Origin of the sequence: Rhodococcus maanshanensis NBRC 100610, assembly GCF_001894865.1 — a bacterium.
Taxonomy (GTDB): domain Bacteria; phylum Actinomycetota; class Actinomycetes; order Mycobacteriales; family Mycobacteriaceae; genus Rhodococcus_G; species Rhodococcus_G maanshanensis.
In genome coordinates this window covers 103,895-116,060 of the sequence record NZ_BCXA01000005.1, presented here as the reverse complement: position 1 = coordinate 116,060, position 12,166 = coordinate 103,895, and the positions used below count along the sequence as shown (strand labels likewise).

Below are 12,166 nucleotides of genomic sequence, written 5' to 3'. Positions count from 1 at the left end.
ACAATGCTCGGTTCTGCAAATGGAGGAACGTTCATGTCCGGTCTGATGATGCGTCGCGCGGTGGCGGCGACGAGTGGCGCCGCTCTCGCGGTGCTCGGTCTCGGGGTCGGTGGTGGTGTCGCGTCGGCGGCGCCGGGCTCGGTGACCTGGGATGACGGGAGCGAGCGGATCACCCGCACGATCAGCGATGTCACCCCGGCCGCGGGCGACACCATCACCTCGACGACCGTCTTCGACCGGACCGGTGGTGTCGTCGAGTACATCCAGCAGGTCAAGGACATTCATCCGCCGTGCCTGACGTATGTGGACGGCTCCGCGAAGGTCGACGGCTCCCCGCGCGGGCTCGACAGTCAGGGTGCCGACTTCGCGAAGGTGGCGGGCAGTTGGGCGCTGTACCCGCACATCTCGCCGAACCTGCGGACCTTTGAGTTCTCGTACAAGGTGGGTGCCGACTGTGCTCGCGGCGTTCCGCTGATGACGACGGTGCACTACTCCGGGACGCTCGGCAGCGGCACCTATGACGGCAAGGGCCCGACGGTGTCGGTCCGTAAGAACGCCTCGACCACCACGCTGGCCCCCGTGCCGGCCGCCACTGTGGGGCAGGGCGTGCAGCTGACCGCGACCGTCGCCGGCGGTGCCGCGGGCAACGTGGTCGAGTTCTATGACGGTGCGGCGAAGATCGGCGAGGGCCCGCTGGTCGGCAGCTCTGTGACGGTCGGCTGGACGCCGTCCACCGCTGGCGCGCACAACCTGTCCGCGAAGTTCCTGGCAACCGCCACGGCCGAGGGGTCGCAGTCGGCCCCACAGTCGGTGACGGTGTCGGCTCCCGACGCGGCTACCACGACGACGCTGACGGTTCCGGCGACGGCGAATGTGGGTGCTGCGGTTGAGTTGAAGGCGACTGTTGCCCCTGCTGCTGCTGGTGGCACGGTGCAGTTCAAGGATGGTGCCGCGAACATTGGTGGGCCGGTTGCGGTGAACGCCGGTGTGGCGACCTTGTCGCACACGTTTGATGCTGCGGGCGCGAAGTCGATCACCGCGGTGTACTCCGGTGGTGCGGGTTTCACGGGTTCGACGTCCGCTCCGGCGACGGTGACGGTGTCGGTTCCGGATGAGGCGACCACCACCACCGTCACGGTGCCGGCGACGGCGAATGTGGGTGCTGCGGTTGAGTTGAAGGCGACGGTTGCTCCTGCTGCTGCGGGTGGCACGGTGCAGTTCAAGGATGGCGCCGCGAACATTGGTGGCCCGGTCACTCTCGCCGGTGGTGTGGCGACCCTGTCGCACACGTTTGATGCTGCGGGTGCGAAGTCGATCACCGCTGTGTACTCCGGTGGTGCCGGGTTCACCGGCTCGACCTCTCCTGCGGCCACGGTGACGGTCTCGGTTGCTGATGTGGCGACCTCGACGCAGCTGACGGTGCCTGCGACGGCGTTCGTGGGTGCGGCTGTGGATCTGAAGGCGACGGTTGCGCCTGCTCCTGCTGGTGGCACTGTTCAGTTCAAGAACGGTGATCTGGCGCTGGGTGCTCCGGTGAATGTGGTGGATGGTAAGGCGGTTCTGTCTCATACGTTCGCTGCTGCTGGTGCGCATGCGATTTCGGCGGTGTTCTCGGGTGCTCCTGGTTTCCTGGGTTCGACGTCTGCGGTGCAGTCGGTGTCGGTTCCGGTTCCCGATGTGGTGACGTCGATTGCGTTGACGGCGCCTGCGACTGCGGATCGTGGTGTGGTGGTGGAGTTCTCGGCGACGGTGTCGCCGACCCCGAACGGTGGCACGGTGCAGTTCAAGGACGGATCGACCCCGATCGGTGGTCCGGTGAATGTGGTGGACGGTAAGGCGAAGCTGTCGCACACCTTCGACACGGCGGGTGCTCATTCGATTACGGCGACGTACTCCGGGTTTGCTGGTTTCTCGGGTGCGGGTTCTCAGGCGAGCACGGTGACGGTGGCTGGTGCCGGTGGGGACGGGTCGTTCGGTTCCAGCCAGTTCGGTTCCTGAAATCCCTAGATCGATCTCGATATCAACAATGCTCGGTGCTGCAAATGGAGGAACGTTCATGTCCGGTGTGTTGATGCGTCGCGTGGCGGCGGTGAGTGGCGCCGCCCTCGCGGTGCTCGGTATCGGGGTCGGTGGTGGTGTCGCGTCGGCGGCGCAGACGTCGGCGACGGTGACGACCACGAACATCGTGGCGACGAAGACGCTGCTGGGTGATGGTTCGGTGTTCCCGGGTGAGGTGGTGACCTACCGGACCGAGTTCTCGGTGAACAGCATCATCGATCGGTACCTGAACAAGATCACCGATGTGCATCCGGCCGGGTTCGAGTATGTGCCGGGTAGTGCGAAGGTGTCGGCGGCGTCGACGTCGGCGGTGACGCCGAGCGTGGATGTGGCGAACAACCGGGTGTCGGTGTCGAACTCGCTCAGTGCGTGGATGCTGTCGAAGAATGTCAACCGGACGGTGTCGTTGGAGCTGTCGTACAAGGTTCCGGACAACGCGCCCGCAGGCACCTTCAACAGTGGTCTGACGTTCGACGTGAACACCTTCGGTTCGACCCAGACGTTCAATCCGATCGGCGTGACGATCGACGTGCAGGGTCCGGCCGCGACCACGACGCAGCTGACGGCTCCCGCGGCCGCAACCGTTGGTGTCGCGGTTGACCTGTCGGCCTCGGTGTCCCCGTCCGTTGCGGGTGGCACGGTGCAGTTCAAGGACGGCGACGTGAACATCGGTGCGCCTGCCAATGTCGTGAACGGCACCGCGACGTTGTCGCATGCGTTCGCAACGGCGGGCCCGCGCAGCATCACCGCGGTGTACTCGGGCGTGCCGGGATTCGCGGGTTCGACCTCCGCGCCCTCGACTGTGGCGGTGTCGTTGCCTGACGTGGCGACCTCGACGGTGCTCAGCCTCGCGAGCGACGCGCAGACCGGCGTCCAGGCGAGCCTGGTGGCCGCCGTGACCCCCGCCCCGAACGGCGGCACGGTGCAGTTCAAGGACGGTGACATCCCGATCGGCGGCCCGGTGGTCATCGTGGACGGCAAGGCCACGCTGTGGTTCACGTTCAACACCGCGGGTGATCATCAGATCACCGCCGTGTACTCCGGGGCGCCCGGCTTCAAGACGTCGACCTCCGCGGTCACCGCGCTCAAGGTCACCGGGGCGAACACCGGTGGCACCGGGTCGCTCGGGTTCGGCTCCTGATCACGAGGGCCGGTCGCATTCAGTTCCACACAAGCACCTTGGAGGAATTCTCATGTCTCAGACGGTGATGCGCCGCGCAGCGGCCGCGATCAGCGTGGCGGCCGTTGTCGCCCTCGGTCTAGGGGTCGGTGGTGGTGTCGCGTCGGCGGCGCAGACGTCGGCGACGGTGACGACCACGAACATCGTGGCGACGAAGACGCTGCTCGGTGACGGTGTGGTGTTTCCCGGTGAGGTGGTGACCTACCGGACCGAGTTCTCGGTGAACAGCATCATCGATCGGTACCTGAACAAGATCACCGATGTGCATCCGGCCGGGTTCGAGTATGTGCCTGGGAGTGCGAAGGTGTCGGCGGCGTCGACGTCGGCGGTGACGCCGAGCGTGGATGTGGCGAACAACCGGGTGTCGGTGTCGAACTCGCTCAGTGCGTGGATGCTGTCGAAGAACGTCAACCGGACGGTGTCGCTGGAGCTGTCGTACAAGGTTCCGGACAATGCGCCCGCGGGCACGTTCGACAGTGGTCTTACGTTCGACGTGAACACCTTCGGTTCGACGCAGGTGTTCAACCCGATCGGCGTCTTCGCGACCGTTGAGGCGCCGGACACCGCCACCTTGACCGGGCTGACGGTGCCGGGCTCCGCGGCGGCGGGCACCGCCGTCGAGCTGTCGGCGACGGTGGCACCGGTTCCCACCGGCGGCACCGTGCAGTTCAAGGACGGCGGCGCCCCGATCGGTGCACCCGTCAACGTCGTGGACGGCAAGGCGGTGCTCTCGCACACCTTCGACACGAACGGGAGCCACCCGATCACCGCGGTGTACTCGGGCGCGGGTCGGTTCCTGGAGTCGACCTCGCCGACGTTGTCCGTGAACGTGTCGGGCGGTAGCGGCGGCGGAACCGGTTCGGCAGGATTGAACTTCGGCTCCTGATCATCTGCAGCGTGAAAGGCCCCCACCCGACCGGGGCGGATTCGAGGGGTCGTCGCAACACGGTGGTTGATTTCAGGCCGCGGTGAGCTTAGCCAGGCGCTCGGCTGGGGTATCCCAGCCGAGCGCCTTTCTTGGTCTGGCGTTGATTTGGGCCGCGACGGCGTCGAGGTGATGGCGCGAGTGCTGGGACAGGTCGGTGCCCTTCGGGAAGTACTGACGGAGAAGGCCGTTGGTGTTCTCGTTGGAGCCGCGTTGCCACGGTTTTCCGGGTTCACAGAAGTAGACGGGAATGCCGGTTTCGCGGGTCAGCTCGTGGTGGCGTCCCATCTCGCTGCCCTGATCCCAGGTCAGAGACCGCTTGAGGTGGGCCGGTACGTGATGCAGGGTCTCGACGAGTCGGTCTCTGACAGTTGTGGCGGATCGGTCGCACGGCAGGTGAACGAGCATGACGTAGCGGCTGGTTCGTTCGACGAGCGTCCCGATCGCGGAGAATCCGTTCTTCCCGATGATCAGGTCGCCTTCCCAGTGTCCGGGGATAGCGCGATCGTCGACCTCCGCGGGTCGGTCTTTGATCATGACCATCGGTGACGAGTACCGCCTTTGCCGCTGCTCCGGGTGCCGCCGCCGTTTGCGGCGGGGTCGCGCGGTTCGCAAGGCCCGGTGCAGGTCGCGATGCAGGTCACCGCGCCCGGGCGTGTACAGGGCCTGATAGATGGTTTCGTGGGTTACGTGCATCTCGGGCTGCTCCGGGAAGTCCCTTCGGAGGCGTTGACTGATCTGCTCAGGGCTCCATCTGCCGTGCAACAGGTCCTGAATCGCCTCGCGCAGCGCGGGGATCCGCGCAATCTTGCCTGCCTTTGGCCTGGGCAGCCTGGCGGTGGCGCGGGCGTGCGCGGCGTGCGGGCGATACTGCCTACTTGTGGGGGTGGTGTTCCGTCGAATCTCCCGGCTGACGGTCGACGGGGATCGACCCAACTCCCGGGCGATGGTGCGAAGCGACGCCTTCTCTCGGAGTCTGTCGGCGATATAGATCCGGTCCTTCTCCTGAAGGTAACGACCAGAACAGGCCTGCGACACCTCAGCATTCGTTGGAGGTGTCGCAGGCCTGTTGTTCGATCGGCGGCGTCCGTTGCGCCACCCTCGCCCGGTCCGATAGTGGATCCCGACGATCCGGCATGCCTCGAGATTGCTTACGCCCTGCTGCATGAGCTCGAAGTATGCTTCCCGCTCCCGATGCAGCTTCCGACGTCCCTGTGTCGAACGGTCCTTGCGTATCTCAAAATCCATCGCATCCCCAGGTTTCGGGTGTTGCGACGATCCCTAGAACGCAAGCCGGTGGGGGCCTTTCACATGTCCGGGGGACACGCGCCCGACGACCGATACGTGGTTCGATGGGGACGTGGCAACAGAACCGATCCGGCTCGAGGTGATCGTCGGAAGCGTCCGCGTCGGCAGGTTCGCACCGGTGGTAGCCGACTGGTTCGTGCGTCGGGCGCGCGCGCACCAGGCCTTCGATGTCGGCGTGCTCGACCTCGCCGACATCGCGCTGCCCGCCGATCTGTCGGACGGCCCCGACGCTGACGCCTTTCGCGAACGGGTCGACGCCGCAGCGGCGTTCGTGGTGGTGACCCCGGAGTACAACCATGGCTATCCGGGTGCGCTGAAGAACGCGATCGATGCCGCGAAGGAGCAGTGGCGGGCCAAGCCGGTGGGTTTCGTCTCCTACGGCGGGCTGTCGGGTGGTCTGCGCGCCACCGAACAGCTACGTCAGGTGGTCGCCGAGGTGCACATGGTCTCGATCCGCCAGACCGTGAGCTTTCATCAGGCGCGCAAGCGATTCGGTCCGGATGGGGAGACCGAGGACGGCGCCGCGATCGACGGCTCGGTCCGACTGCTCGATCAGCTGGCGTGGTGGGCAGAGGCGCTGCGTTCCGCGCGTGCCGCCGACCCGTATCCCGGCTGACCGATCCTCACCGGGCCGGCTGAAGCGGACGGGTGGCCCTCGGCCTGCCGATGAACGCGGTCTCCTGCGCGATGGTGACCAGGACCAGGTCGACCTGATTGCCGCCGGCACGGAGGGTGACACGGTCGCCGCTCGCGCCCGGCTGCACGATCGAGATCTGTGGATCGATCGCCGACACGGGCTCGTGGACGTCGCGAACCCGGATGGTGGTGACCCCGGCGCGCGGCGGCACCGGCTCCACCCCGTCGAACAGAACCGCGGTGAAGGTCGGGTCGAGCCGGGTGGGATCCTCGACCAGCCGCAACCGGTCGGGCGTGGCGATGGAATCGATCAGCGAGCCCCATACCTGGGGACGGTCCGAGTGGATCTGGATCCGGGCACCCGTCGCGACGGCTCGGAAGACCAACTGCTGCGCGAGGTACAGCTCGCCGAGCACGTCCACGTAATCGATCTCCGGTCCCACGATCCGGGCCGTCAGTCCGTGCCCGTAGTTGTCGGAACCGATCAGCTGGCCGCACCCGGACAGCGGCAGGGCCAGGGCATCGAGCTGCGCAGTGGAGAACTCCGTGAACGGGGTGAGCGAGTCGAGATGGGCCGAGGCAAATGGCAGGTTGGAGGCCAGTCCGTCGGCCTGTCTGCCCTGCATCGAGATGAGGCCGGAAAGCTCGAGCCGCTCCGGCAGGGTGCGGGTGGTCATCCGGCAGGAGGCGGCGATCCGTACCTCGCCCGCGCGTGCACCGGGACGCAGCCGCACGGTCACCGTGGTGCCGAGGCTCGACGGTGCCCACAGCTTGGCCAGCAAGTCGTCGGACAGCACCCGTGGATCGATCGCATAACCGGTGTTGCACACGCCAGGCAGCGGAGTGTGGGTCCAGGAACGGGAGAACGAGTCGGGTCGCACGCCGCGGGTGATCTGTGAAGCGGCGGAGGTGATCTCGCTTGCGCTGAGCAGCCGGGACGGGCAGCCGGCCTCGGACAGTGCGCGGACGATCCGCCGTGCCGCGACCGACGCCGCCCGCGCCGCGCCGGTGGTGCCGCCTCCGCGCCGCGCGACCGCACCGGACTGGGTGGTCGCGTCGAATCGAACCGCGAGCCATACCGTCCGCTGGGCCATGGCAGGCAGCGGACCCACCAGTTGGTCGTACACCTCGGTGGCGGGGCTGCCCGCGCTCGCGCGGTAGCCGTGGCTGACGATGTCGATGCCACCGAGACTGATGTCGTGCTGGGTCATCGATTCGGCCAGGGCGAGCACAGGGAGCCGGTGCACCGATTCGAATCCGTCGCGGGTGACCTGAGTGAGGTTGCCCGGGATCGGGAGCACCTCGATGACCGCGACCACAGACCCGTCGTCCCAGTGCAGTCCGACCACGGGACCCGACGGGGTGCGGAAGTTGGACGTCTCGCCGAGACGGCGTTCGCGCCCCAGCAGATACCGCCATCCGGTGGCAGCCCAGTCGAGCAGGCTGCGACCGCCGACCGGGATCAGGCCGAGCAGGGCGACGGCCGCTCCGACAGCCACGGCAGGCCACCAGGTCGCGCCGAGGCCTGCCACCGCCACACCGGCACCCGCCCCCAACAGCTGCGCGATCACCAGATTTCGAATCGACACCATCGGCACCACACGCCGACGCCGCCCCCGCGGTCGAGACACGATCTTCCCCCATCGCCCCTGATCCGTGCGGTCCCCGCCGCTCGGTTCCTCGACAGAACTGTACTGTGTCCCTCCGTAGTGCGCGCCAAACGGGGGAGGGATCATGGCAGCACAGCCGACCACGCGTTGGCAGGTCAACGGGTATCGCTTCTTGGTTCGTCGGATGGAACACGCCCTGGTTCGCCGGGATGTGCGAATGCTGCACGACCCGATGCGGACCCAGTCGCGTGCGCTGACCGTGGGGGCGGTCCTGGCGGTGATCGGCCTCGCCGGGTGCGGAGCGTTGGCGTTGATCCGGCCGCAGGACAAGATCGGTGACGCGCAGATCGTCGTCGGCAAGGACTCCGGAGCGATGTTCGTGATGGTGGAGGACACCCTCCACCCGGTGCTGAACCTGGCGTCCGCCCGACTGATCGCCGGCGACGCGGCGACGCCGGTCATCGTCAAGGAGTCGGAGCTCGGCACTCGTCCGCGTGGCGCCCTGATGGGCATTCCCGGTGCGCCATCGGCACTTCCGCACGGTGAACCGACCGCATGGACCGTGTGCGATTCCATCGCGTCGGGCGGGACAAAGGCGATCAGTACCGCTGTCGTCGCCGGCGACCCGGAGCTCGGTGAGAACATCTCGACCCTTGCCGACGGCAAGGCGCTACTGGTGACAGGAACGGACGGCACGTACCTCGTCTACGACGGAAAGCGTGCCCGGATCGACCCCGGCAATCGCGCGGTCTCGCTCGCGTTCGGCCTCGACGGCGTCGAGCCGCGGCCGGTGAGCCCGGGCCTGCTCGCGGCGATCCCGGAGGCGCCCGCCATCAGTCCTCCGGTCATCGAAGGAGCCGGCAGCCTGCCGGGTTACTCGTTGCAGGGCAAGACGATCGGATCGGTCGTTCGCGTGCAGGACGCGCAGGAGACCAAGTCCTATGTGGTGCTGCGGGACGGGCTGCAGCGGATCAGCCAGGCCACCGAGGACCTCATCCGGTACTCGGACTCCCAGGGCAGCGCGGGCACGGACAGCGTCACCCCGGACGTCGTGTCTCGTGCTCCTCAGGCGAATGACCCAGCCGTGTCGACCTTTCCGGCGGTGGCGCCGGAGATCATCGATATCGACAGCCGCCCGGTCAGTTGCCTGTCCTGGCGGCCGATCGACGGGGCGGACGAGTCAGACGGGGGACTGCGTGCCACCGTGGACGTGATCACCGGCAACGCGATTCCGCTCCCGCATGACGCCGAGATGGTGGCGCTGGCGCAGGCAGACGGAACCGGACCCAACGCCGACACCGCCTACCTGAAGCCGGGTAGCGGTGGGCTGGTCCACACCACGGGTATCGATCCCTCGAGCGAGCGCAAGGGCGCCCTGTTCTTCGTTGCGGATACGGGAGTCCGCTACGGTGTGGAGAACGTCGAGACAGCAAAGGTTCTCGGCTTCACGGACGGGAGTGCCGCGGCGCCGTGGTCGATCGTCGGGATGCTCCCTCCCGGTCCGATGCTCGGCAGGGAGGCCGCCTTCCTGGCGCACGACGGGGTCGCCCCCGACGATCAGCCGGTCGACGTTTCGCCGCCGTCCCGTTGAAGCCTGCGGCGCAACGGGTACGAGGCCAGTAGTCCGAGGCCCAGCAGCGCAACGACGCCACCCGCTCCCGCCACGGCGACATTTCGTGGGCGATCGTCGGGCGGCTCAGGCCCATCGGGGATGGCCATCGCGGCGGACTGGGCGTCTTGCGTTGGTACGGCACCGGGTAGCTCCGCGGTCACCGCGGCCGCCGGGTCGATGACGCCGTGCCCGACGAGCGGGTCCCATCCGTCGGCGGGCGCGTGCGCTGTCCGCTCGATCCGGTCCATGACCTCACGGGCGGTCAACTGTGGGAACCGGGCCCGGATCAGCGCAGCGGTGCCCGCCGCATAGGGCGCGGCGAAGCTGGTGCCCTGCACCGAGCCACCGTTGACGGAATCCGTCAGCCCGGTCGGTTCCGGCCTGCGCGGGTCGAGCGAGGTGATCTCGGTGCCCGGCGCGGCGACGTCGACCCACGGGCCGGGGACGGTGAAGGCGGACGGCGCGCCGTCCGGGTCGACCGAACCCACGGCGAGCACCTGATCGTCGTACCAGGCCGGGGTCGCGATGGTGGTCACCGAGTCCCATGGATTCGCATGGGGTGTAGCGGGATTCGTCGGCGGGTTCGATGCCTTGCAAGCCTCGCTGTCGAGATTGCCCGCCGCGGCGACCACGACGATGTCCTTGATGCGGGCGGCGTAGTCGACGGCGGCGCCGAGCATCGCGCTGTCGCCCCCGCTCACGGGGACGCACGCCACCTCGGAGATGTTGATGACCGTCACCCCGGGGAAGTCCGCGGCATGCCGGATGGCCCGGGCGAGGGTGCTCACATTGCCCACGCCCTGCGCGTTCTGTCCCTCGGCGTCCTTGCGGCCGTCGGTTTCCCGATAGATGTTGCTCGACTGCCGGATGCTCAGGATCCGGGCATCGGGAGCAACGCCTGCGAATCCGGTCTCACCGTCACGTTTCGCGGCGATGATGCCCGCCACCAGGGTTCCGTGCGCATCGCAGTCCTGGGTGCCGTCGCCGGTGGAGACGTAGTCCCCGCCGGGGATCAGTCCGGGCAGGCGGCTGTGCCGCTCGACCCCGGTGTCGATCACCGCGACCGTCTGGCCCCGCCCGGTGCTGAGAGGCCACACCGACTCCAGGTCGAGAGCGCGCTGCGGAGGCGGTACCTGCGCGAGGTCCCCGACCGGCTGTGTGGTCGAGCAGGGATCCCTTAGCTCGGTCTTCGGCCCGGAGGGCGCCGAGTTGGGCGGTACCCGGCCGGGGTCGATCGACGGCGGGGGGACTGCGATCGCGGTCGCCTGGCCGAGTGACACCGTGAGGGCGATGCCGGCGAGTGCGATCGGGATCCGTCGTGCGGGGCCGCTCACAGGCCGCGCATCATGGTGAACAGCCCGGACACCCAGCAGACCAGCGGGACGACCGCGGCGATCGCCGCGTAGTCGAGCAGTTCGACGCCGCGACGAAGGACCGGCGAGAAGGTCTGGTTCGGCGCGACGACGCCAAGCGCCAGCGCGAGACCCGCGACGACGACGGCGAGTGCGAAGACGCCGACGGACTGCCCGGGATTGGTGACGGCGGCGCCGACGAGGAGCATCAGCACGATGGCCGCGCCGCCGCCGATCAGGGGCGCCGCCTGCTCGGCACTGGCGTAGGTGCGGCCGCGGAGCATCAGGACTCCCGCGCACACCACCGCGAGAATGGTTCCGGGCCAGTAGATTCCGCCGTCGGCAAAGATCTTGGCGGCGATCAGGGCGCCCACCGCGGTCAGCACGGTCATCGCGCACACGAGGCCGGTGAGGTACTGCCGGGCACGGGCAGCGCGCGACGCGAGGGAGGTGAACGAAGGCAGTGCGGCGTCCGGCTCGATGGCCTCCTCCTCGATGTCGACCGCCGACCCTGGTGCGGGCACGGGTGGCAGGGGGAGTTTGGCCAGCAACATCGCGATGCGCGGGGCGGCGGCGAGTCCGGTGAGCGCGACGGCCGCGAGGACCGCACCGATCGCGTAGGTGGGCTGTGCGGTCAGCGTGCCGACCGCGGCGGCGGCGGACACCGGCAGCGCGGCGGACGCGATCCCGGTGAACAGCGCCGGGCCGACGCCGCTGATCCGCAGCGCGAGTGCGGCGGCCGCCCCGCATGTGACCACGCCGAGCAGCAGGCCGGGGGCGCCCAGTCGGCCCGGCACCATCAGGGCGCCCGCGGTGAATGCGAGAGGCATCGCGCATCCGCACAGCACCGCAGCCGCGGCACGGTCGAGGTAGATCCGGCTCACGACGGTGCCCGCCGTGATCAGCAGTGCGGCGACGAACAAGGCCGCGAACGCGCCGAGGAGGCTGTCCGATTCGGCGCGGGCCAGCAGCAGCGCTCCCGCGCCCGCCACCGTGGCGAGGACGGCTACGGCCCCGCCCATCACCCGTGCCGAGAGTGGGGTCCAGCGCCGGTACCGGTCGGCCTCCAGCGCCGCGACGTTGTGCATGATGTCGTCGAACAGGGGTGCCGGGGCGCTCGTCGGCGCGGATTGGAGGACCAGCAGGTCGCCGTCGCGAACTCCGTGTTCGCCGAGGCTGAGGGTGGCCGACAGCGGTGACTGCCCGATCCGTGCCAACACCCATTCGGTTGGCTCGAACGGCTCTGCCGGCGTGGCGAAGTCGTTTGCGATGCTGTGGCTTTCGATCATGTCGACGATGCCGGGAATGATCAGTGCCAGCGGCACCCCGAACGGGACCGCGAGGTCCACCTGGGTGTGATCTGCCAGGATCGTCAGGCGACACAGGTCCGTGCGGCCACCCCGATGTGCGTCGGCCGAAGACGCATCCACGCGCGCAGCGGTCATTGTTCGTTTCCCCCCAAGAAACTCGGTGTGCAGGTCCCCA

At 68.3% G+C, this 12,166-nt stretch carries 9 protein-coding genes; 5 read left to right on the top strand and 4 right to left on the bottom strand.

What is annotated here, in order from left to right; all coding sequences use genetic code 11:
* The first annotated feature begins 33 nt into the window (after positions 1 to 33).
* The 3 genes from RM1_RS03355 to RM1_RS03345 are packed head-to-tail and all read left to right on the top strand — an operon-like array spanning position 34 to position 4,124.
* Positions 34 to 1,998, top strand: coding sequence for an Ig-like domain-containing protein (locus tag RM1_RS03355; protein ID WP_169922279.1), 1,965 nt, complete (start codon positions 34 to 36; stop codon positions 1,996 to 1,998).
* A gap of 58 nt (positions 1,999 to 2,056) precedes the next feature.
* Positions 2,057 to 3,199: an Ig-like domain-containing protein gene (locus RM1_RS03350; RefSeq protein WP_169922278.1), complete on the top strand. Its 1,143-nt coding sequence runs from the start codon at positions 2,057 to 2,059 to the stop codon at positions 3,197 to 3,199.
* Positions 3,200 to 3,251: 52 nt separating this feature from the next.
* Complete coding sequence (locus tag RM1_RS03345; RefSeq protein WP_072750002.1) at positions 3,252 to 4,124, top strand: Ig-like domain-containing protein; 873 nt, start codon at positions 3,252 to 3,254, stop codon at positions 4,122 to 4,124.
* Between the two features lie 72 nt (positions 4,125 to 4,196).
* Here the strand turns inward: RM1_RS03345 and RM1_RS03340 are convergent, their stop codons facing one another.
* A complete protein-coding gene (locus tag RM1_RS03340; protein ID WP_218019673.1) occupies positions 4,197 to 5,330 on the bottom strand; it encodes an IS30 family transposase in 1,134 nt (377 codons plus the stop codon).
* Positions 5,331 to 5,523: 193 nt separating this feature from the next.
* Between RM1_RS03340 and RM1_RS03335 the strand changes: the two genes are divergently transcribed.
* Complete coding sequence (locus tag RM1_RS03335) at positions 5,524 to 6,087, top strand: NADPH-dependent FMN reductase (RefSeq protein ID WP_072750000.1); 564 nt, start codon at positions 5,524 to 5,526, stop codon at positions 6,085 to 6,087.
* Positions 6,088 to 6,094: 7 nt separating this feature from the next.
* Here RM1_RS03335 and eccE read toward each other — a convergent pair whose 3' ends face one another.
* A complete protein-coding gene (eccE, locus tag RM1_RS03330; protein ID WP_072750052.1) occupies positions 6,095 to 7,699 on the bottom strand; it encodes a type VII secretion protein EccE in 1,605 nt (534 codons plus the stop codon).
* 142 nt (positions 7,700 to 7,841) lie between these two features.
* On the opposite strand from eccE, the gene eccB reads away from it, so the two are divergent.
* The gene (gene eccB, locus RM1_RS03325) at positions 7,842 to 9,308 is read left to right on the top strand and encodes a type VII secretion protein EccB (RefSeq protein ID WP_072749999.1); all 1,467 of its coding nucleotides are present in this window, start codon (positions 7,842 to 7,844) and stop codon (positions 9,306 to 9,308) included.
* Here eccB and mycP read toward each other — a convergent pair.
* On the bottom strand, positions 9,275 to 10,663 hold the full coding sequence (mycP, locus tag RM1_RS26685) for a type VII secretion-associated serine protease mycosin (RefSeq protein ID WP_245815983.1): 1,389 nt from the start codon (positions 10,661 to 10,663) through the stop codon (positions 9,275 to 9,277). The genes eccB and mycP overlap by 34 nt on opposite strands.
* Entirely contained in the window at positions 10,660 to 12,126 is a 1,467-nt protein-coding gene (gene eccD / locus RM1_RS26680; protein WP_072749998.1) for a type VII secretion integral membrane protein EccD, read from the bottom strand. The genes mycP and eccD overlap by 4 nt, the downstream gene beginning before the upstream one ends.
* Positions 12,127 to 12,166: the final 40 nt, after the last annotated feature.

What these genes read in the sequence shown, in the direction of transcription:
- RM1_RS03355 (WP_169922279.1), top strand. Translation starts at nt 34, where the DNA reads ATGTCCGGTCTGATGATGCGTCGCGCGGTGGCGGCGACGAGTGGCGCC.
- eccE (WP_072750052.1), bottom strand. Translation starts at nt 7,699, where the DNA reads ATGGTGTCGATTCGAAATCTGGTGATCGCGCAGCTGTTGGGGGCGGGT.
- RM1_RS03340 (WP_218019673.1), bottom strand. Translation starts at nt 5,330, where the DNA reads ATGCAGCAGGGCGTAAGCAATCTCGAGGCATGCCGGATCGTCGGGATC.
- RM1_RS03345 (WP_072750002.1), top strand. Translation starts at nt 3,252, where the DNA reads ATGTCTCAGACGGTGATGCGCCGCGCAGCGGCCGCGATCAGCGTGGCG.
- RM1_RS03350 (WP_169922278.1), top strand. Translation starts at nt 2,057, where the DNA reads ATGTCCGGTGTGTTGATGCGTCGCGTGGCGGCGGTGAGTGGCGCCGCC.
- eccD (WP_072749998.1), bottom strand. Translation starts at nt 12,126, where the DNA reads ATGACCGCTGCGCGCGTGGATGCGTCTTCGGCCGACGCACATCGGGGT.
- eccB (WP_072749999.1), top strand. Translation starts at nt 7,842, where the DNA reads ATGGCAGCACAGCCGACCACGCGTTGGCAGGTCAACGGGTATCGCTTC.